The sequence below is a fragment of the Shewanella sp. MM_2022_3 genome (assembly GCF_022557375.1).
Lineage (GTDB): Bacteria > Pseudomonadota > Gammaproteobacteria > Enterobacterales > Shewanellaceae > Shewanella > Shewanella xiamenensis.
This window is the reverse complement of record NZ_JAKZGV010000001.1, coordinates 262,125-283,255: the sequence shown is the minus strand read 5'-3', so window position 1 is coordinate 283,255 and position 21,131 is coordinate 262,125. Positions and strand designations below refer to the sequence as shown.

The 21,131-nt window shown below is 47.0% G+C and carries 19 protein-coding genes; 10 read left to right on the top strand and 9 right to left on the bottom strand.

Features of this window, described 5'->3' with window-relative positions; all coding sequences use genetic code 11:
- Nucleotides 1-3: 3 nt before the first annotated feature.
- The 5 genes from ubiB to rraA all read right to left on the bottom strand — a co-directional run bounded on the left by ubiB (nucleotide 4) and on the right by rraA (nucleotide 4,935).
- Nucleotides 4-1,653 carry a ubiquinone biosynthesis regulatory protein kinase UbiB gene (ubiB, locus tag MMG82_RS01130; protein WP_037422654.1) on the bottom strand — a complete coding sequence of 550 codons (1,650 nt, stop codon included), beginning with the start codon at nucleotides 1,651-1,653 and terminating at the stop codon, nucleotides 4-6.
- A complete protein-coding gene (locus MMG82_RS01125; RefSeq protein WP_241406285.1) occupies nucleotides 1,650-2,270 on the bottom strand; it encodes an SCP2 sterol-binding domain-containing protein in 621 nt (206 codons plus the stop codon). Before MMG82_RS01125 ends, ubiB begins: the two co-directional genes overlap by 4 nt.
- Nucleotides 2,270-3,025, bottom strand: coding sequence for a bifunctional demethylmenaquinone methyltransferase/2-methoxy-6-polyprenyl-1,4-benzoquinol methylase UbiE (gene ubiE, locus MMG82_RS01120; RefSeq protein ID WP_037422660.1), 756 nt, complete (start codon nucleotides 3,023-3,025; stop codon nucleotides 2,270-2,272). Before ubiE ends, MMG82_RS01125 begins: the two co-directional genes overlap by 1 nt.
- A 241-nt stretch (nucleotides 3,026-3,266) precedes the next feature.
- Entirely contained in the window at nucleotides 3,267-4,319 is a 1,053-nt protein-coding gene (locus MMG82_RS01115; RefSeq protein WP_037422663.1) for a formimidoylglutamase, read from the bottom strand.
- A gap of 130 nt (nucleotides 4,320-4,449) precedes the next feature.
- Entirely contained in the window at nucleotides 4,450-4,935 is a 486-nt protein-coding gene (gene rraA, locus MMG82_RS01110) for a ribonuclease E activity regulator RraA (RefSeq protein WP_037422666.1), read from the bottom strand.
- Between the two features lie 323 nt (nucleotides 4,936-5,258).
- On the opposite strand from rraA, the gene MMG82_RS01105 reads away from it, so the two are divergent.
- From MMG82_RS01105 to MMG82_RS01090, 4 genes are all read left to right on the top strand, one after another.
- Nucleotides 5,259-5,507 carry a YgjV family protein gene (locus MMG82_RS01105; RefSeq protein WP_011073879.1) on the top strand — a complete coding sequence of 83 codons (249 nt, stop codon included), beginning with the start codon at nucleotides 5,259-5,261 and terminating at the stop codon, nucleotides 5,505-5,507.
- Between the two features lie 351 nt (nucleotides 5,508-5,858).
- Nucleotides 5,859-6,371 carry a phosphatase PAP2 family protein gene (locus MMG82_RS01100; RefSeq protein ID WP_055647629.1) on the top strand — a complete coding sequence of 171 codons (513 nt, stop codon included), beginning with the start codon at nucleotides 5,859-5,861 and terminating at the stop codon, nucleotides 6,369-6,371.
- Nucleotides 6,372-6,443: 72 nt separating this feature from the next.
- Nucleotides 6,444-7,484 (top strand): MJ1255/VC2487 family glycosyltransferase, encoded by a 1,041-nt coding sequence (locus MMG82_RS01095; RefSeq protein WP_240292903.1) that lies wholly within the window; start codon nucleotides 6,444-6,446, stop codon nucleotides 7,482-7,484.
- 140 nt (nucleotides 7,485-7,624) lie between these two features.
- Nucleotides 7,625-9,067 (top strand): thioesterase, encoded by a 1,443-nt coding sequence (locus MMG82_RS01090; protein WP_241406284.1) that lies wholly within the window; start codon nucleotides 7,625-7,627, stop codon nucleotides 9,065-9,067.
- 63 nt (nucleotides 9,068-9,130) lie between these two features.
- Here MMG82_RS01090 and MMG82_RS01085 read toward each other — a convergent pair whose 3' ends face one another.
- The 4 genes from MMG82_RS01085 to MMG82_RS01070 form a co-directional block, all read right to left on the bottom strand.
- Complete coding sequence (locus MMG82_RS01085) at nucleotides 9,131-9,742, bottom strand: DedA family protein (RefSeq protein WP_241406294.1); 612 nt, start codon at nucleotides 9,740-9,742, stop codon at nucleotides 9,131-9,133.
- A gap of 167 nt (nucleotides 9,743-9,909) precedes the next feature.
- Entirely contained in the window at nucleotides 9,910-10,830 is a 921-nt protein-coding gene (locus MMG82_RS01080; protein ID WP_011624271.1) for a manganese-dependent inorganic pyrophosphatase, read from the bottom strand.
- Between the two features lie 130 nt (nucleotides 10,831-10,960).
- Nucleotides 10,961-11,422, bottom strand: coding sequence for a YhcH/YjgK/YiaL family protein (locus MMG82_RS01075; protein WP_241406283.1), 462 nt, complete (start codon nucleotides 11,420-11,422; stop codon nucleotides 10,961-10,963).
- 127 nt (nucleotides 11,423-11,549) lie between these two features.
- Complete coding sequence (locus tag MMG82_RS01070) at nucleotides 11,550-13,943, bottom strand: TonB-dependent receptor (protein WP_241406282.1); 2,394 nt, start codon at nucleotides 13,941-13,943, stop codon at nucleotides 11,550-11,552.
- Nucleotides 13,944-14,250: 307 nt separating this feature from the next.
- Between MMG82_RS01070 and MMG82_RS01065 the strand changes: the two genes are divergently transcribed.
- The 6 genes from MMG82_RS01065 to MMG82_RS01040 all read left to right on the top strand — a co-directional run bounded on the left by MMG82_RS01065 (nucleotide 14,251) and on the right by MMG82_RS01040 (nucleotide 21,088).
- A complete protein-coding gene (locus MMG82_RS01065; protein WP_203432632.1) occupies nucleotides 14,251-15,309 on the top strand; it encodes an alpha/beta hydrolase in 1,059 nt (352 codons plus the stop codon).
- A 141-nt stretch (nucleotides 15,310-15,450) separates the two neighbouring features.
- On the top strand, nucleotides 15,451-16,026 hold the full coding sequence (locus MMG82_RS01060; protein ID WP_047536660.1) for an LON peptidase substrate-binding domain-containing protein: 576 nt from the start codon (nucleotides 15,451-15,453) through the stop codon (nucleotides 16,024-16,026).
- A 52-nt stretch (nucleotides 16,027-16,078) separates the two neighbouring features.
- Complete coding sequence (locus MMG82_RS01055; RefSeq protein WP_241406281.1) at nucleotides 16,079-17,005, top strand: pseudouridine synthase; 927 nt, start codon at nucleotides 16,079-16,081, stop codon at nucleotides 17,003-17,005.
- Nucleotides 17,006-17,319: 314 nt separating this feature from the next.
- The gene (locus MMG82_RS01050; protein ID WP_241406280.1) at nucleotides 17,320-18,708 is read left to right on the top strand and encodes a hypothetical protein; all 1,389 of its coding nucleotides are present in this window, start codon (nucleotides 17,320-17,322) and stop codon (nucleotides 18,706-18,708) included.
- The gene (locus MMG82_RS01045; protein WP_241406279.1) at nucleotides 18,705-20,033 is read left to right on the top strand and encodes a glycosyltransferase; all 1,329 of its coding nucleotides are present in this window, start codon (nucleotides 18,705-18,707) and stop codon (nucleotides 20,031-20,033) included. The genes MMG82_RS01050 and MMG82_RS01045 overlap by 4 nt, the downstream gene beginning before the upstream one ends.
- Entirely contained in the window at nucleotides 20,033-21,088 is a 1,056-nt protein-coding gene (locus MMG82_RS01040; RefSeq protein ID WP_203432641.1) for a biotin/lipoyl-binding protein, read from the top strand. The genes MMG82_RS01045 and MMG82_RS01040 overlap by 1 nt, the downstream gene beginning before the upstream one ends.
- Nucleotides 21,089-21,131 lie beyond the last annotated feature (43 nt).

Sequence of the window (21,131 nt, the reverse complement as noted above, 5' to 3'; positions counted from 1 at the left end):
TAGCTAAAATTTACGATTCTTTGGCCTAGATCGCCATCCGATAATCCACAGTACCGTACCTGAAATCAGGCACACGTAAGGGCTCAACAGTGTAGCGTCTTGGTTGAACAATAACGTGCCACAGATCAATAAAATTGCAGAAGTGATGAGTAAGTAATTACTCTTATGTGCTTGCTGCTGGTATTTCAGATACTTATCTAGCATTTGTTGCTGAGAACTCAGCAATTTCCTGCCTAATTTAAGGTTGTCATAAATTAGTTCAGGGAATTCCGGAAGTTTATCAGACCAATATGGCAGTTTTGTGGATACCTTTTTAAACATGGCTTTAGGTCCCACTTGCTCGGCCATCCACTGCTCTAAAAAGGGTTTAGCGGTCTGCCAGAGATCCAGTTGCGGATAGAGCTGACGGCCTAAACCTTCAATATACAGCAAAGTCTTTTCGAGCAGCACGAGCTGAGGCTGCACGACGATATCAAAATGCCGTGCGGTACGGAACAGCTCTAACAACACATGCCCGAAGGAGATTTCATCTAAGGGCTTGTTAAACATGGGTTCACACACGACCTTGATGGCTTGTTCAAAAGCTTGCAGATCGGTTTTTTCCGACACCCAGCCCGACTCAATATACAGTTGCGCGATGCGGTGATAATCACGATTGAAAAACGCGAGGAAGTTTTCCGCGAGATAGCGCTTATCGACCTCACTGAGCGTGCCCATAATGCCGCAATCAAGGCCGATGTAGTAAGGATTTTCGGGATGTTCGCGGGAGATAAAAATATTTCCCGGATGCATATCCGCGTGGAAAAAGTTATCGCGGAACACTTGGGTGAAAAATAGCTCTACGCCCCGTTCGGCTAGCAGTTTAAAGTTTGTGCCTTGTGCCTTAAGTGCAGCGATATCCGATACTGGAATACCGTAAATCCGTTCCATCACCATCAAACGTGGATAACAAAACTCTTCATATACATAAGGAATATAGAGCGCGTCTGAGTCGAGGAAGTTATTACGTAGCTTAATGGCATTGAGGGCCTCAAGCTTAAGGTTGAGCTCCCCTAAAATGGTGACGCGGTAATCTTCAATCACCTCGGCTGGGCGTAGTCGGTTACCTTCGCCAAGAAGATAATCGATGACCTTCGCCGTTTGCGACATCAGCAGGAGATCGGCCTGGATTTTAGTTTCTACGTTCGGGCGCAGCACTTTTAATACCACGGCCTTGCCATTGGATTTAAGCGTGGCGGTATGCACTTGGGAAATCGAGGCCGAGGCTAATGGCGTTTCATTAAAGTCATCAAAGAAGGTCTCGATTGGTGCTTTAAGCTCAGCTTCTATCGCGAGTCGGGCGAGTGCGCCATCGAAGGGAGGGACTTTATCCTGCAACATGGCAAGCTCTGTCGCCCATTCATCACTCAGTAAGTCACGGCGGGTGGAGAGCATTTGCCCTAGCTTGATATACACAGGGCCAAGCTCTTGCATTGCTAGCTTTAAGCGCTCGCCACCGGATTTACCTTTGTGTTTATTACGGATCCAAAACAGACTATTGCGGGCGAGTTTAAAGTACCAAGGGGTCATCTTTGGCGGTAAAACATCATCTAACCCATATTGCAATAGGGTCTTAATCACATGATAACCGCGGCGGATACTGGCAAGGGTCATGGCTTAATTGAGTCTCTTAATTGGGCAATCCGTTGTTCGAGCGCGCGAGTGTCGGTAACTAAGTCATTTATTTGATCGCACAAATGAATAAGCTCAATCCGATGGGGCGCAAGCCGATACTCTTCGATAGCGAGTTGCCCTAAATGGGAGCGGGTTTTACGCAATACTTCAAGTGCCAAACCTTTTGCCTGATGGCTTGTACTGATGAGCTTGTGAGTAGGGCCGTCACCCAAATAACGCGAAATGGGTTCGGCAAAATCAAACTCTATGCTACGTAGATATTGGCTAAAGCTTTGTAATAAGTTCAGATCGCCTTCGAGCTTGAGCTTATCTTGCTTGATAAGTTCAGTCAGGTTGGCACCTTCTGACACGCGATAAAGTGTGGTTGCATCAGCGTGCAGACTGACATCAACATCGCCTTCATAGCGACTCATTACTTGGATTTCTTTGGCAAAGACCAAGTAAATTGGCCAGTTGAGTTGCGTTAATTGAATACGAAATACTTTGCCATGTAGCTGGCGCTGGCGCGCATAGGCGTCACCCGCTTGGGTCTGAAGTTGTTTCAGACCCATCTCAATCGCGGCGCAGGCAAGTAACACCACTTCTTGCGGCATCATTAGAATTTATAACCACGGTGCAGGGCGACAATGCCATCGGTCATATTGGTGTAATCGACCTGTTCAAAGCCCGCATCCACCATCATTTGCTTAAGAGTGTCTTGATCTGGATGCATCCGAATGGATTCGGCCAAGTACTCATAGCTGTCAGCGTCTTTAGTAATGAGTTCACCCATCTTTGGTAAGACTTTGAAGCTATATAAATCATACACTTTACGCATGATTTCATGCTGGGGCTTAGAAAACTCTAATACCAATAACTTACCACCAGGCTTAAGTACGCGGTTCATAGAACGAAGCGCTGCGTCTTTGTCTGTTACGTTACGCAGACCAAAGGCGATGGTGATGATATCGAAGTGATTATCGGGGAAGGGCAGTGCTTCGGCATTGGCTTGCACGTAGCTGACATTGTTGACAATGCCTTTGTCACGTAGCTTAGTGCGGCCCACTTTTAGCATAGAATCGTTGATATCAGCTAAAACCACTTCGCCTTTATCACCCACTAAGTGAGAGAATTTAGCGGTTAAATCGCCCGTACCACCGGCAAGGTCAAGCACCTTCATACCCGGACGAGCGCCAGATACTTCAATGGTGTAGCGTTTCCAAAAACGGTGAATACCGAAGGACATAACGTCATTCATGATATCGTACTTGGCGGCAACCGAATGGAACACGCCAGCAACGAGATCGGCCTTTTTATCCGCCTCTACGGTTTTATAACCAAAGTGGGTATTTTTAGATTCACCCTCAGACATCAATGTATTCCTATTGTTTTGCAAAGTATTAGTGGCGAGTGTAAGCCATCGCCTGCATTTGCTGAATCTTTGATCTATCACTCTGTGATCGAGCTAGTAAACTCTCCTCAAGGCGTTAGCTTAAAGAGTTTGGCTTTTGCCAGTGTTTAGTGTGTCGACCCGATAAAATGGACTGGCATTAGACCACAATATCAGGATTTGGTGAATAGCTTCGCGCCTGTAAGGGTACAAGCAAACGATGCTATCGGGCTAAAAATTGGCATCTTGCTTGTACATAGGCATAAATTAACTCGCTGATACTTTGACCCACGTCCCTAAAGCCCGCCTCTATGCCGGCCTCATGACAGCTTGGTGCGGCTTCGGCTAAATGTAAATAAGCACAGGGACATCGGCTGGCGATATAGCTAATGTAGTGGGCGGCATCGAGTAGGGGAATTCCCGCAGCTGTAGAGGCACTGCTCGGCATTTTGGCGATGGCATCGACATCCAACTCTAGCGCTACTGGGAGCGCTGTTTGGTTAAGTTTGTTGGCAATATCCTGTAGCGCCTGTGTCAGGCTAATCTCTCGGCGAATCCAAATTTGTTGGAGGCTATGCCAAGTGCCACCAAACTCGGTGAGTTGTTGTAAATTGGCCTCGCTGTTTTTGAGCTCGTGCAAACCGAGCACATGGTAATACCCCAGCGCACCGCGATTGGCGGCGTAACTAAAGCCATTACCGCTGTGACGCCCTTCGAGCAGGCGAAAATCACTGTGCGGATCTAAATTCACTGCGGCAACTTGGCGTTGATAATGGGCCGAGGTCGCCATTAACAGGCCATAGGCATTGTTGTGGCCGCCACCAATCACTATGGGTTCAAGCCCTGCCGCTTGTATGGCGCTGACTAGTTTAATCACCCGTTCATCGAGCTGCTCAACTGCTTGGCGTAGATGGGTTAGGCTCGCGCCTTCGCCATCCTGTGCCTGTAATTGCAGATCCGCCGTATGAACTTGTCCTAAAATCAGGCATTCGGCGCCCGAAAGAAAACGATTCGACTGTAAATTCAACCACTGGCGCATGCTGGTGGTAAAGGCGTCGGTGGCACCGCCTCTGCCTAGGTTAGCCCGTGGGCCGATATCTTCACCCACTCCGACAATGGCAAATTGTGCACCATGGGCTTTAGCGGTGGTGAGTATCGTTTCTAATGGATGTTCATGGTTAGCCAAGTGTACGCATTGGCCTATTTTGGTCTCACCGGCTCGCGGGCTAACGAGACTGGCGATATCGGCTTGGGTAAATGGGATAAATTCAGACATAGATTAGTATTCTTATCGGGTAGGGACAGGGATATTGTGGCGTACCCAAGGACGAATATTCAATGGTACTTAATGGTATCTGCCAATAAAAAAGCCAGCTTAGCTGGCTTTCTTTCGATGTTATTTAGCATTACTCGATATCGAGTGGTTCTGGCGATAGAATGACGCCAGTGTTATCGGCATAGATATGATCGCCTGGGAGGAAGGTCACGCCGCCAAAGTTGACCGGGATATCGACTTCACCCACTGAATTGCCATCGGCGCCCACAGGAATTGAAGCAAGGGCTTGAATGCCGATGTCTAATTCTTCCAGCGCATCCACATCGCGTACTGAACCGTAAACGATAATGCCTTCCCAGTTGTTGTTGACTGCGATTTCTGCGATAGATGCATCGATCAGGGCGCGGCGTAATGAACCACCACCGTCAACCAGCAAGACTTTACCTTGGCCATCTTCTTGTAAGACCTCGGTGATTAGGCCGTTGTCTTCAAAGCACTTAATGGTGCTGATAGAACCGCCAAAAGAGCTACAACCACCGTAGTTACTGAACATGGGCTCGACTACATCTACGACATCTAAGTACATGTCACATAGTTCTGAGGTGTTGTATTCCATATTTACACTCCTATTGATCCGCGTTGCGTACAGTTTAGCGAGTTTACGCCAGTATAAAAGGGATTCCTGAAAAGAAAAGTGTTATCAATCACGGTATTGTTGCACTTGGACGTTAACACTTATGTTGTAAACTTTCGTCACTTAACAGGTGTTTATCCTCAAAACTTGATATCGGTCATTAAATAACGGTTTTTTATTACAACTCTGTTGCGCGTTTTGGTATTATATCCCAAGTTTAAATTAACTTACTTAACTTAATTTGCTTTAGGGGCAAGGACCCCCCGTTACGCTTATGGACGGTAGAGGGCCTTCGAGAGGTGCCTATGGAAGCTGTAAACACGATTGAAATTATTGGTTATTTTGCCTCAGTAATGGTGGCAATTTCACTTATGATGAAGAATATCATCTGGTTAAGATGGTTAAACTTTGTCGGTTGTACCTTGTTTGTTATCTATGGCGTATTTATTTCAGCCTGGCCTGTTGCGGGGATGAACGCCTTTGTTGCCTGTATCAATATTTACCATTTGACGAAAATTTACCGCGCTAAAGCGCTGGAACAAGCTGTCGCTTGAAGGTTTTCTGACAGTGCTGCCCGTTCATAGCAACTGGGTAGCACTGTATTCTCCCCGTACGTTTTCCCTCTTGCTCCAATTGATCGCTTCATTCCTCACCATTTTCGCCACAGGTGTCATAAAACTTTAGGCCTGATGTCACTTTACCGTCATCGCCAGTTCTTAGTCTCACCTTAACACTGAGCACTTAAGCCATCTCTGTTTAAGTTGTCGTAGGTTTAGCGTGGGGTTCTATCGTGAAATAGTCGTCTGAGAGGGCGTTAACACATGCAGACGCTAACAGCTGTCGAGAGAATGCACTCATTAACATCGCCATGATACTCGCTGGCATGCCAGCAAGGAGCCTGTTTTATGTTGAGTTACATTACAGACTTAGATAAGCGCATGTTTTACCGCATTGTGGATTTGAGCCAACGTCACGGTGTTTATGCTTGGGCGAAGCGGATATCGGCAACTGGAGATGGGCATGTGTATCTGTATCTCTCTGTTGGGTTGATGCTGACACACTCCCAAGGGCAGAACCTGTTCAATCTACTGTTGGCGAGTTTTTTGATTGAATTGCCGTTGTACATATTACTCAAAAATAGCATTCGCCGTACTCGACCCTGTCATGCCTTGGTTGGGTTTGAAAGCGGCTTTGAACCCTCAGATCGTTTTAGCCTACCTTCGGGACACACGGCGGCCGCCTTTGTGATGGCCACAAGTGTGGCGCAGGTGTATCCCGTGGCTGCGCCTTTTGCTTACGTATGGGCGCTCTGTATTGGTGCCTCACGTATTGCGCTTGGGGTGCATTACCCCTCAGATATTGTCGCCGGTGTTCTGTTAGGTACGGGGGCTGTTTTGCTTGTGCATCCCGTGATTTAACACAATCAGGCACTCATTCGTTGGATACCTCCTTGATTCACCACTCTTTCATTCACAGTTAAAGGATAAGCAATGCGAATACTCTACGGAGTTCAAGGCACAGGGAATGGTCATTTAAGTCGTGCTCGAGTGATGGCAAAGGCCTTAGTTGAGCACAATATTCAAGTCGACTTTTTGTTTTCGGGGCGCAAGCCTGAAGATTTTTTCGATATGGAGTGTTTTGGGGATTACCGCGTCCAAGCAGGGATGACTTTTGCTACGCACTCAGGGCGAGTCAATATCACGCAAACGGTGAAGCAGAATTGTTCCTTATCGTTGCTTAAGGATATTCAAGCGCTGGATCTGAGTTGCTATGATCTCGTTCTAAATGATTTTGAACCCGTATCCGCATGGGCGGCGAGGCGCCAGGGAGTCCCCTCGATTGGGATAAGTCATCAAGCTGCCTTGACTCATCCTGTGCCTAAATTGGGAAGCACTTGGTTGAATGAGTTACTACTCAACTACTTTGCACCGGTGGATGTGGCTTTAGGATGCCATTGGCATCATTTTGGTTTTCCGATCTTGCCTCCCTTTGTCGAAGTGGATGTCAGCCCTATTGAACATACCCATCAAATATTAGTGTATTTACCCTTCGAAGAGGCGGATGTGATTGCCGATTTTTTTAAGCCTTTTACGGATTATCAGTTTTTGGTGTATCACGCCAAGCAGCCTACCAAACGCATTGCCGATCATATTCAATGGCATGGGTTTAATCGTGATGGATTTAAACAGCATTTAGCGAGCTGCGGTGGTGTCATCGGTAATGCGGGATTTGAGCTGGCGAGTGAGGCGCTGACCTTAGGGAAAAAGTTGTTGGTCAAGCCGCTGATTGGTCAATTCGAGCAGCTATCGAATGTGGCAGCGCTACAATTATTGGGCGCGGGTGACAGTATGATGAGCTTAGATATCAGCGCGGTTAAGCGTTGGCTTAAGGCCGCATCGCCAAATCCCATTGCCTATCCGCAAGTCGGTGATGCTTTAGTGAAATGGATAGGGAGTGGTCAGTGGCAGAATACTACACCATTGTGCGCCGATCTTTGGAGCCAAGTGAAATTGCCAGACACATGGCGCTAAGATTGATGTGAGCACTGTGATAAAAGGTTATTTCCGCTCTAGCTGGGAATCTGGGGTTAGCGTATAATTTGGCCAATTTGCTGTTAGCCCCAGCAGCGTGTCTTTATTGGCCTAGTCTGGCCACAATTTAGTTGTCATAAATGAGCCTTAAGAAGTTTACTCAGTACAAGTTACTGTTTTTAATGTTGTTGTCCCTCGGTATTTTGCTTCCTTTTATTCCCGACCAAGCCTACCACATGCCCGGCCCTGATACTGCCAAGCAAAATCTGCATGTGATTGAATTTAATGATCAAGGTCAGCCCCACAATGATGGACAATGGCAAGCGCTTAAGGCGCGGATTTTACAACCCAATAATGGCACTGCGCCTGAGTTGCTGATTTTTGTCCATGGCTGGCACCACAGTGCCAATCCTAAGGATGAAAATTTTGTCGCTTTCGAACAGTTTTATCAGCAAATGGCGGCCTCTGATTCTCAACGAAACTTGCTCGGCTTATACATCGGTTGGCGGGGAGATAAGTACGATCCTTTCTGGCTCGATGGTTCGGATGATGCTACTAGTTGGATTGAACCATTGGATTTCCCGACTATTTTGCAGCGTAAAGCCGTAGCAAAACGCATAGGGCAAACGGGTTTATCGCAGTTACTGGATAAATTGGATGGATTGGTCGCTGAGCATCAGTTACTGCGTTATACCGTTATCGGTCATAGTCTTGGTGGCTTAGTCGTGTTGCACGCCAGCAAAGATAGAATTAAGGCGGCTATCGATAATGAGCAAGATAACCCGAATCTATTCTTACTGTTAAACCCCGCCGCGCCAGCGCAGGATTTTAAACCGCTCGATACTTTGATGAGCTTAGATAGGCAAAAACCGAGTATGGTGGTGTTGCAATCTAAGGGCGATTTTGCGGTAAAAGAAGCGTTTAATTACATAAAAGATGGCGAACGGGCACTGGGTAACTCTTGGGCAATAACCCATGATATCGATAAATGTTCAGGCGGTAACTGTGCTACGCCGATGAAAATGCCTTCAGCATTAATGGCTCACGATCAGCTTCCTGGTTGTATGATGACGTTGCCGCATTCGGGCTGGAAAATTCGAGCCCGCTTACAGGCAAGGCGTAGTGTGCAGACCTGTCCCGATGCCAATATGCAGGCGGTTTGGGTGCTGGCTGTGTCCGATGAAATTGTCTCTGGGCATAATGGGATCTTAACGTCGGATCACGCTAAGGCGCTGTCCGAGGTGATGGGTATGATTGATTTATATCGAAATCAATTGCCTAAACATGCGGTTGAAAGCCCTGCGAATGAAGATTTAGCCACCCTTGCGCCAGAGCCTGAAGCCACAAATACAACCAGTGGCCAAACGAGTACTCCAGACGAGCCTGTGGTTATTGTTGAACCTGTTGCTGAAGCTGAAAACCCATCACAGCAACCAGAGCCTCCAGTACCGATTAAGGCAGAATCAACCTTGGAATTGCCACAGCGGGAAGGTGTAAAGGAAGAATCGCCACAGGCTAATCCAGCGAATGAGCATCAACCGCTAGAGGAAACGCCACCTCGACCTAAAGTTGAGAATGAGTAACTCATTACTACAATTGGGTTACCACAATCTCGGCGGTAAAATGAGCATATGGAAGTGCGCACTTTATTGATTTTTCATTTGCCATTTACGCCAACTTAGCAGCAGTAACGAGATTAGCAACAGGCTAACGATCGCCCATGTGGGATATTTATGTTGGTGATAAAACGCGAGTATTGGGGCGATTTCATCGCGGATTAACACTGGTCCTAGACCAAAAAGGGTTACCCAAATGCTGGTGGCGAGTAGGTTGCCCATCACAAATTGTTTAAAGGGCATTTTGGCTAGCCCACAGCCAATAAACATAAACTGCTTAAGCCCTTCGACAAAGCGGCTGAGCACTAGGGCGGCTATGCCATACTGGCCAATCACACTGTGGATCTTGTCCTCAAGCTGCGGCTTTATCCAACCTTTTCGCAGCAATACCTCACCGAAGCGGCGACCGATAAAGTAGCCCAAACTGTTGCCACTCAGGGCGGCTGCGCAGGCAACGATGAGGACTAATGGCAGCGACATTTGCCCCGTCGCGGCCAATAAACTGGCAACAATCAATAAGGATTGCCCAGGTGCGGGAATGCCAAATCCTTCGACGGCAATAGCGATAAACAGCAGCAGATAGCCGTATTGCTGCAACCAAGGTGTCATTTCGGTGATTAGGTGTTGTAAGGCTTCAGGCATGATGAAAACAGGGAACAAGAATGAATCATCCCATCTTACTCGGCGTAGCCAAATTTGGGATAGCTTTATGAGCAAAGTTTCATGCCGATTTTATGGAATGGCGCATATTCAAGGCACAAAAAAGCCGAACTGAGTTCGGCTTTTTTGTATGACAACTTAATGGTTGCTTAAGCGAAAGCGGCCTGCAGTTGCGGCACAACTTGCTTCTTACGGCTTAAAACGCCGTCTAACCACACTTTGCCATCGACTGGGGTTTTACCGTAGGCACGGTTGACCAGATCGGCATCGTCAGAAACCACTAAAAGCTCTGAGCCTTCTTTCATAATGTCTGTCAGCAGTAACAGTACGCTGTGACGGTTGCCTTCAACCTTCAGTGCTTTGATATCGGCTTCCAGTTCGGCTTTGATTGAATCAAATACAGACAGATCAATCACTTCTAACTGGCCGATACCCACTAAGTTACCGTTCATGTTGAAGTCTTTAAAGTCGCGCATCACGAGATCGCGTGCTGGCGTGCCTTCAACAGCCGATTTGACCTTGAACATTTCCATGCCCAGCGCTTTAAAGTCTTCAACGCCAGCGATTTCGGCTAAGGCCTCAACGCAGCGGATGTCGGCTGTAGTGCAGGTAGGTGATTTGAAGATCACAGTGTCGCTCAGGATGGCGCACATCATGATGCCAGCGATATTTTTAGGGATGGCAACTTGGTGGAAGTCGTACATCATCTTAATAACTGTGTTGCTGCAACCAACAGGGCGGATCCAGCACTCTAAAGGCGTATCAGTGGTCAGATCGCCTAATTTGTGGTGATCCACAATCCCTACGATGGTCGCTTGAGCGATATCGTCCGGTGCTTGAGTCAGCTCTGAGTGGTCAACAATGTAGACCTGCTCGCCAGCATAGCTGGTTTTGTATTCTGGCGCTTCAAAGCCAAAACGCTCCAGAATGAAAGCGGTTTCGGGTGATAACTCACCTAAACGTGCGGCAACGGCTTCTTCACCGATTTGGTTTTTTAGATAAGCTAACGCGATAGCACCGCAGATTGAATCAGAATCGGGGATTTTGTGACCGACAACGTACATAGGCATTTCAGGGACTCTCCTTTAAATTTGTGGCAATTTTAACAATATTTCGCCCGATTCGGAAATAGCCAAAGCGCATATCACTGCGCCTTAAGCGGCTATTTCTGCCAAAACTTAGGCATTGTTGACTCAGATTTTAGATCTTCACTTTAATCACGACTTTACGTACTGCTGTCGGTGTATCACTCGTACCGGGCATATGCATATCGCCGGGGAAAAATAATGCGAACATACCCGCCTTTAGTTTAATGTAGGAGGCGTTGGCTTTATTTGACTCGTAATCGAACTCGGCGTAATCGTGTTTTTCGAAATAAGGTTTTGATGGGGTTTGGTCGGCCAATGGTAGATAGCCAAACTCTTCTTCGCCACTGACCACATACTGCACATCGATGTATTTTTGATGTACTTCAAAGGGTTCGGTCGATTGTGGTTTGGTGTGGTAGTCGTTGACTATCACGAAAATATCCTCGCCATCGAGGGGATAATTGCCAACGGGCAGTTGGCTAAAGTCAGTGCTGGCAAGATGCGCTAATGCCGTGGCAATGCGTGGGCTGAGTGATTGATAAATATGGCGATTAGCTAAGGTATCGACAATCATGAGGTACTCGATATGGCGTAAGTAAATGAGTGAATTGTAAAGATTATAATCAGTTCACCGCCGTTAGAACATAAGCGATAGACATAAAAAAACAGGCCATAAATGGCCTGTTTTCATTGTTTGCGGCTTAGTAAGTGTACTTGGCTTCGAGGAAGTAGTATCCCCCATTAAATCCAAACGGTGTATTGGTTAACGGATAGACGAAAATACCATTGAAGTTATTGTCATCTGGGCGTTTTTCAGGATACACATCAAACAAGTTTTGCACACCAGCGGTGAAGCTTAAGGCATCGGTTGCGGCGTAGCGCACGGATAAATCCATCACCCATTGGTCACTGTAATTCACATCACCCGTTGAGTAACCCACAGTGTAATCGCCGAAGTAGCTGAGGCGAATATTAGTCTTAAAGTCACCTAATTCATGGGTCAGACCTAGGTTACCCGTATTGTGCGGCGTGGCCGAGGTCATGCGGGTTTGTTCGATATTATCGAAGAGTTTAGGTCCGAGTCCGTCCAAAATTTCAGGGAAATGAATATCTTGGATTTCAGTTTTGTTATAGGCGTACGCCAAGTTGGCGCGTAAATCGCCCCAGTTGCCGAGATCAAAATCTTGGCTCACCACTAAATCGACGCCGCGAGTACGGGTATCGACGGCGTTAATAAAGAAGCGCGCCGATTCAGCATTGGTATTGGCCAGCGCCGCTGTAACTGCGGGCGAGTCGTTTGGCGTCACTGAGCTTGAGAGGATAATCCTGTCATCGATTGAAATCTGATAGGCATCCAAGGTCAGGGCTAGGCCAGTATCATTGGTGTAGACCAAGCCTAAGCTGAAGGATTGCGACAGCTCTGGGTCGAGCTCGTTAATGCCTAGGGCCTTAGTCACTGGCGATAAAGTGTTGAAAGTGCCTGATTCTGTTGGCACTAACTGGCCGGTAGTCGGATCAGGATTAAACAGGGTCGAGATATTGCTGAAGTACAACTGTTGTACGCTCGGCGCTCTAAAGCCTGTGTTCACTGTGCCACGCAGGGCTAAATGGTCGGTGAAGTCGTAACGGCCTGCGAGTTTCCAACTGGTGTTGCCGCCAAAGTCTGAATAGTTTTCGTAACGCAGCGCTGCCGCCCAATAAAACTCTGTGGTTAATTGGTTTTCAAGCTCGACATAAACACCGGTATTGTCGCGAGTTTCATCGACTTCTGACTCAGGCGTAAAGCCAGTGAAGCCTTGGCTGCCCGCTGCACGGTTATCATAACCGCCATTGATATAAGAACCCGGTTCGCCCGCCTCAATCTGATAACCGTTTTGGCGCCAAGAGACGCCCGTCGCCACTAAAATCTCAGAGTCATTGGCAAAGTTATAGTAGCGCGAGGCATCGATGTTTAGGTTTGCTTCGCTGGTGGACAGTGTGCCGGCATCGAATTCGGTCGGGCTATCTGGGCCGAGTGATGCATTTAGGGTGTTGACAATGTTGTATTCGAACGAGTTTCCGCCATAGCCCGCTGAGGTATCGATATTCCATTCACCGAGGGTGAACTCGTAACCTAGGACTAATGATGAATCGATGATCTTAGGATTGATCTGCGGTAAAAAGCCGTCGGGATATAGCTCGGTCAAGTTACGAGCATCGAGCGCGCGGCGATAAAATGCGCCGGATTTGGTTTCACGCTGGCTAATGCCACCGAAGGCATAGAGTTTACTGTCGCTTGAGAAAGGCTGCGCTGCGTTGATAAATAAGCCTAAGTTATCGTATTCGGCGTCGCCCACTTGGTGGCTCTTGCGGTTGAAAGTCACTTCACGTGGATCGGCAGAACCGTCTGGCAGCTTAGGATATTGTTGGCGTGGATCTAAGCCTGCGCGGTTGGTGCTGTCTTTATGGTGAGCTTCAACGCCAATATTCACAAAACCGTCGTTGTTTAAACTGATCCCGTGGTTCACACCAACGCGCCATTGTTCACCGTCACCCAGATAGGTTTGTCCGGCTTGAGCCGACACGCTACCGCCTTGGTCGTTGTCTTTTAAGACTACGTTTATAACACCGGCAATCGCATCTGAGCCGTATTGTGCCGAAGCGCCATCACGCAGGATTTCGATGCGTTTAATTGACGTCATCGGAATAGCGTTCAAATCGACGTTAGATGAGCCCTTGCCGACAGTGCCGCTTAAATGCACCAGCGCCGAACCATGGCGGCGTTTACCGTTTACCAGTACTAGCGTGTGGTCAGGCGACAGGCCGCGTAAGCTGGCAGGGCGCACCGCGTCTGAGCCATCGGTGACCGATGAGAAGGGGAAACTGTAACTTGGCGCGGCAAATTGCAGCGCCTTAGCGGTTTCGGTCATACCGGTTGATTCGAGTTGCTCCGCGGTAATGATATCGACGGGGGCAACGCTGTCGGTTGCGGTGCGTAGGGCGATCCGCGAGCCGACGACTTCAATTTTCTCAACGTTGCTGGCCTGTTCTTCTGCTTGTACGACAGGAAAAACCAAAGTTGAAGATACTGCTAATGCGATAACGGCTGGACGCATAAAACCTCTCAATGTGGAGTAACCTTTAGGCTGGAACGAAAACATTGAACCAACGAAAGTAACAATTCGATAGGGCGAAGGTTATCACTGTAACAATTGTTACATCTAGACAGAAAAGAACTAACTCAGAGCTTACTGTTCTAGATAATTCTTGAAAGCCAGTCGAATATGTCGCCATAGGAGAAGTGATGGGCTAAGTGAATAAAATCATCTAGATCCATTAGGTGGGTTGAAGGTTTATCGCGCTTGGCGACTGTGTTTTAATGGCACGAAACCTCAGGTTTGAGGCACTTTAAGGAGTTAAGTTTTGCCCGCATTACGCTTTCTTGCAGGTCCTACGGCCTTTAACATTATTAGGGAACAAGGTCTGCATCCCGATGCTTTTACACAACTATTGGCGGCATCCGGTGGACCCAAATGGTTAGGGATTGCGGGGCTTGATAAGTATCTTTTTGCTGAATTTTTTAAAGATAGGCAAACGCCGCTATACACCTTAGGGGCATCCTCTGGCGCCTGGCGTTTAGCCTGTTTAGCACAGCAGGATCCACTACAAGCCTACGCACGTTTAGAGGATTACTACATTGGCCAACGGTATGAAACGATACCGACACCGCATGAGGTGAGCGAGCAGGTGAAGGGCATAGTCCAAGGAATTCTTGGCGAGACGGGTGGTCGCGAGATAGTCAATCATCCCTTTATTCACAGTCACTTAATTGCCTGCCGCGCTAAACACATCAATCGTCTTAGCCATAAATTGCCATTAGCGGCTGGGCTGGCGATGGCGGCTGCGACCAACCTCATTAGCCGCAAAACCTTGGGCTGGCATTTCGAGCGTGTGGTGTTTAGTCAGCAAGTGGCAGCATCACCTTTTAAGCAACTTGACGATTTACCCAGCCAGCAGGCGAGGCTCACCGAGGCCAATATGGATGCTGTGATGTTGGCAACGGGATCTATTCCATTAGTGCTTGCGTCAGTCTCACGGATTGATGGCGCGCCCGCGGGGCAATACTATGATGGCGGCATCACCGACTATCACTTCGATTTGCCCTTATCCCATACTATTATGGGATTGACCCTGTACCCGCATTTTTATCCCCATATGAGCCCTGGATGGTTCGATAAATCCTTGACCTGGCGCCGAGCGCGCACCAATTACCATAACGCCTTGGTGCTGGCGCCTTCGGCGGAGTTTGTGGCGTCACTGCCTTTTGGTAAGGTGCCCGACCGTGAAGACTTTAAACAACTGGATACTGCGCAGCGGATGCAGTATTGGCGCCGTTCTGTTGCCTTAAGCGAGCGGCTTGCTGACGAATTTGCCGAAGTGTATGCAAAGGGCAATGTCGCAGTACACTTAGCGCCGCTGTAGGGTGAGAGGGGTAAACTCGGCCTAAATGCTTTTTACCGTCAGCGACTTTAGGAAGGAAATTATTTCTCCTGCTACACTCTAAATTAATAAGGTGTGGCTGATTTTTGAGCACATTCTTGTATCAGTGGGCAGGAGGTTGCTATGCAAACACGAGAAATGGCGTTAATTATGCGCGATGCCTTGTTGCTGCCACAGGGAAGGATTGAGGTCCGCGTAGTCGAGCCGGGCCAATTGCGCATGGTCGCGGATGTGTTAAAAGGCAAATACGATTTAGCGTTTGCGGCGAGTAAGCCCAGCGGCAATCCGCCCTGTTATCCGACTGCGACACAGTGCGAGATTATCGATTTTAATCAGTTAGAAGATGATACCCTCAGCATCGTTTTAGAGGGGCGCCAAAGGGTTAGTATTCTCTCCGCGGCGCAAGCAAAAGATAAGCTGTGGATGTCCCGCACTTTGCCTTGCCAAAATTGGCAAGAAGAGCCGATAGAAGGGGAGTTCGAACTGATCAGTGCTGCCCTTGAACAATTCTATGAGGTAAACCCTGACTTACTGGAGTTGTATTCCCAAGTGCATTTAGAGGATGCGGCCTGGGTGAGCCAACGTTGGTTAGAAGTGCTGCCCATGTATAACCGCGATAAGCTGGTGTTGGTGAATCAGCCCGACTGCCATAAAACCATGGATTTTGTATTGCAACTTATCAAGTCCCATGTGGACTGAAAAACCACACCAAGGCTAAAATAGCGGCTCATTATCGCCGCTAGTTGTTTCTATGACTCAAACCGCCCGTGCCGCCCAACCTTCTTTTGTGGTTCTCCCCCTAGAAGTGGTTGATAAACAAACCGTATTTTCTTTTTTGATCGAGCATTATGCCCATATTGGCGAAGCGGTTTGGCGTCAGCGCATCCTCGATGGCAAAGTGCATTGGCAAGACGGTAGCTTGATTGGATTAGATACAGCCTATCGCCCAACGGCGAGGGCATATTACTACCGTGAAGTCCCAGTGGAAGCGAAAGTCCCCTTCGAGTCGCCGATTTTGTTTCAAGATGACAACCTTATCTTGGCCTACAAACCGCATTTTTTACCCGTCACCCCCAGCGGTGATTATGTGAATGAGTGCCTAGTGCACCGTTTACGCTTAAGCACTGGGATAGACACTATCGCCCCTGCCCACAGGTTAGACCGGGAAACCGCTGGCGTAATCCTGATGACGACTCGCCCAGAGACGCGGCATATTTATCATCAGCTATTTATCGATGATGCGATCCGTAAAGATTATCAAGCGATTGCCAAACTCACCCCTGAACTTTTGGCACAATATGCCAGTGGGGAATTAACTTTACCAAAGCATTGGACGGTCAAAAATCGCATGCAACGCAGCGAACCCAGTTTTACTATGAAAATAGTTGAAGGCATGGCAAATACTCACTCGGAGATAAGCTTGGTTGCGATTAAAGGCGAGTTTGGTTTATTTCATTTAAGCCCTATTACCGGTAAAACTCACCAATTGCGGGTGCATATGCAAAGTCTTGGTATGCCATTATTAAATGATCGCTTTTATCCGACATTATTACCTAAAGGGCCGGATGATTTTACCAAGCCACTACAACTCTTAGCGCAGCGATTACGTTTTGTTGATCCTCTTTCGGACAATAAACATGATGTTCAATGCGAACACTTGTATATAAATATCGATTGATGTTATTTATTTGTGTTGAAGCTCGTTTATTTGTTTTTTAATACCCTGTCTTTAGTTGAAATATAAGTTTTATCTGTTTATATTTATTGTTCTTAATAAATAATTAAGGTCAATATTGCTGTGGTTTAAGCTATTTTTGATACTTTGTGTTACATCTGTTTTTGATGTTCTCATTGCTCTAGCCTAATCTAGGATAAGATTAAGCGTTAGAAGAGTCTTCTGATGATAACTCAGTGTAAGAATTACTTTTATAAGTTATTACATGGATGTTTGCTTTTATGATGGGTGTTTTTATATCTGCGTAAGGTTTTTATATGACATCTACATATTCAGTAAGTATTGCAGACGATTGTTATTACGAAAATTTTATTTGGATTGGTCCTTGCCATAGACAATCTTGGTATCCTGATTTTGATGCATTTAATTCTGTTGAAGCTTTGTTAGAACTGGGGCATTCAGCAGAACTAATTGTATTATCGTTGCAGGCGGAAGAACAAGATAAGTGCCTCCGTGTTCTTAGAGAAAATGATGCTACTTTTTTGAGTCATATATTAGTCTGCCATGAAAGTGCCTTATCTCCTTATTTAGCAAATGGTTTATGGAATGCTGAATATAATGAACACTATCAAATATACAAACTGAAGAAGCAGCAGGTTAAGTTAGATTATCAAGATGATCCTCGTTATAAGCTGCTGGCTTATCTGTGGTGTCATCACAATGCCATATTAGAACCGCATTCCGTACCTGAAAAAAAATACCTCTATGATTATCCGTTATTACGCTGTTTTGGTATTCATCCTGAGGAAAGCTTTACTTGGTTGGGCGAATTACAAAAATCTCAGTTGATTGAAAAGGCTGAATTATCTAATCGATTACGTTTTTGCCCTGGGTGTCATTCTGGGCATCTTAATTACATCGATGTCTGTCCCCAATGTCATAGTATCGACATCGAGTTGCAAAGTAGTTTGCATTGTTTTAACTGTGGGCACGTTGGTGCTCAAGCATCATTTCGCAAGTTGAACACGCTAAGTTGCCCAAACTGTTTACAAAGCCTGCGTCACATTGGGGTGGATTACGATAGGCCGATAGAGAATCAGCATTGTAATAGCTGCCAAACCTTGTTTGTCGATGCTGTGGTGGAGGCAAAATGCTTGCATTGCCAGCTCAGCAGCAAGTTAGATGATTTGCATGTAAGGAATGTGTACAGCTTTAAACTGGCGATCCCAGGGCGTACCTTAGTTCGTCAAGGGCGTTCGCAATCTTGGTTCGCCTTTGAGCCAGGTGAGCAAATGACCAGTGCACAGTTTTTTTGGTTGGTTGATTGGCAAAATAAATTGGCGAAACGCCATCATCAAACCCATTCTATTTTGTCGATTCAAATGCTCAATGTAGATGAGTTTTTGCAGGCAGAGGGCGAGGCGAAGGGCTTTGCTCAGCTTGATGCCCTGCAAGAGCGGCTGCGAAGCGTTATTCGGGTGACTGATGCATGCAGTAATTATACCCGTGATGGTTTGCTGATGTTACTGCCCATGACGGATATGAGCCAGCTAAAGAGTATTTATAAGAAGTTGTTTGATCTTAAAGAATTGCAATCCGCATCTAAGATTGAACTCAGCGTAAAAGCCCTAACCTTGCCCGCGGACATTGGTGAAAATGTGGGTGAATGGCTAACAGATCAATTAGTTAAAGCTAAGCCAATATGAGTGAATTCAACACCATCAGCTACATGGTGCTCGATATCTGGCACCAATTGGCTGAACACTTAAGCTTTTTCGCTTGGCTGGTGCCGCTCATACTGCTGTATGAGGCGCCGCTAATGCTATTGGTGCTCACTGGCATTATGCGGTTTTACTACACCAACTTCGTACAAGTGCCTCGGCAGTCACTTTATAAACCTAAAGTGTCCTGTGTGATCACTTGTTATGCCGAGGGTGAAGCTGTCAAATCGACAATCGATTCCTTTATCGAACAGGTTTATGACGGTGAGATAGAGATCATTGCTGTTGTTGATGGTGCCGTCCAAAACGCACTGACTTATCAAGTTGCGATGGCGGCGGCCAAGGCTTGCCAAGCACCAAATCGCAAGGTGGTGGTGTTGCCCAAGTGGCAGCGCGGAGGCCGGGTGTCGACCTTAAATGCGGGGCTATCAATTGCCACGGGCGACATTGTGATCAATGCCGATGCGGATACCTCGTTCGACAATGACATGGTGTCGCAGATAGTGCCCTATTTTGAAGATCCTAATGTGCCCGCTGTTGGGGGCGCATTAAGGGTTCGCAATGTGAATGAGTCGATATTGACTCGCATGCAGTCGATTGAATATCTGATCTCAATGCAAGGTGGAAAAACCGGACTTGGGCAATGGAACCTGCTGAATAATATTTCTGGGGCTTTTGGCGCTTTTAGGCGGACCTTTTTAATTCAAATTGGCGGCTGGGATACCCATACTGCTGAAGATTTGGATTTAACCGTGAGGATTAAGCAATACTTTAAGCGTCATCCAGACTGGCGTATTCCTTTTGCGACCTTGGCCGTTGGCCATACAGATGCGCCGGCCGATCTCAAAACGTTAGTGTTACAGCGCCTGCGTTGGGATGGGGATTTATTATTTTTGTATTTTCGCAAACACTGGCCAGCCTTTACGCCTAAGCTGCTCGGCACCGGAACCTTTATCTTTACCTTGCTCTATGGTTTCTTGCAGAACGTGTTGATGCCATTTGTTATCGTATTTTATTCCATCGGAATAGTGCTGAGTTATCCGTGGCAGTTTATTACCTCAATTTCGTTCACGATTTATGGCTTCTATTTTGCCATCTTAGTGTTCTTCTACTTGATGGTTTTATTAGCAATTTCGGAGCGATTGTCCCAGGACTTACGTTTAGCCATTTGGTTACCTTTATATCCGTTTTATGCGCTGTTTATGCGTTTAGTGTGTCTATTTGCGCTATTGAATGAGGTTTTTCGCCGCTCCCATGAAGAAAGTTCAATGGCGCCGTGGTGGGTTTTGAAACGTGGGAGAAAGTTCTAATGAAAGTGAATTATCAACCGAGCGACAAAGCGCAACGACCAACTGATGACAAAGGCATAGGGGTAAAATATGCCGCAGCTAAAAGAGGGGGCTTTAAAGGGCGTTGGTACTTGTTATTAACCTTAGTTATTGCACCTGTAGTTGTGGTCGGCTGGATATTACTGCGCCCTCATTTGTTTATTTTGGCCAGTGGCATAGTGACTACCGAACCCTTAGAGGTGCGTGCCCCAAGTGCTGGAGATGTGGCCGCGATTATGGTGAAACGAGGTGATGTGATTACCAAGGGAGCCGATATTCTCACCTTAGTAGATACGCAGTTAGATGCTCAGATCCAAGAGTTAGAGAAGCAATTATCTCAGCTTGAGTTTGATCATCTCAGCATCAATGCTGAAATCCTCGCGCAATTACAACAGCGTATCGATGTCGCGGCTGAAGGTGTTACGCGGCAGAATGGTTTGCTTGATAGTTTTGAGCGTTACCAACGTCAAGGTGTTGTTCCCACGGCTGATATGGCGGCGGTGTTACAGGCGCATACTGCTGCAAAAATGGCGCTTGAACAGGCAAAAGTCGATTTGATGCAGGCACGTCAACAGCAGAAAACCGAGTTGCTTGCGGGGTCCATCGCTCAATCAAAATATAATATCGAGCTGCAGTTAGCTCGATTAAGAGCGCAAGAGTCGCAATTACATATCAAGGCGCTTAATTCGACTCGCGTGGTCGATGTGCTAGTACAAACGGGAGAGCATATAGTCGAAGATAAACCCCTCGTACTGCTCTCGGGGCGTAAGGAGGCGGTCATCTTTGCCTATCTTGAGCCTAAGTACTTGGAATACACTGCTATTGGTCAAAAGGCAACCATCAAGTTACCCAATGGCACTCGGTTACGCGCCGAGATCTCTGAACCCACCGAGCTGGTGGGGCGCTTACCTAAGCAATTGTCAGGTCCCTTCGATGGCGAAAAACCCGTATTGAAAATCACCTTGAAGCCGGAAACTGATTTGCCTACTGCTATTGAAGGAGTTCCTGTTGAAGTGAGTTTCGATTATCTTTGGTAGCCATTCCTATTGGATAAATGTCGCTCTCAATAAAGCGAAGTGA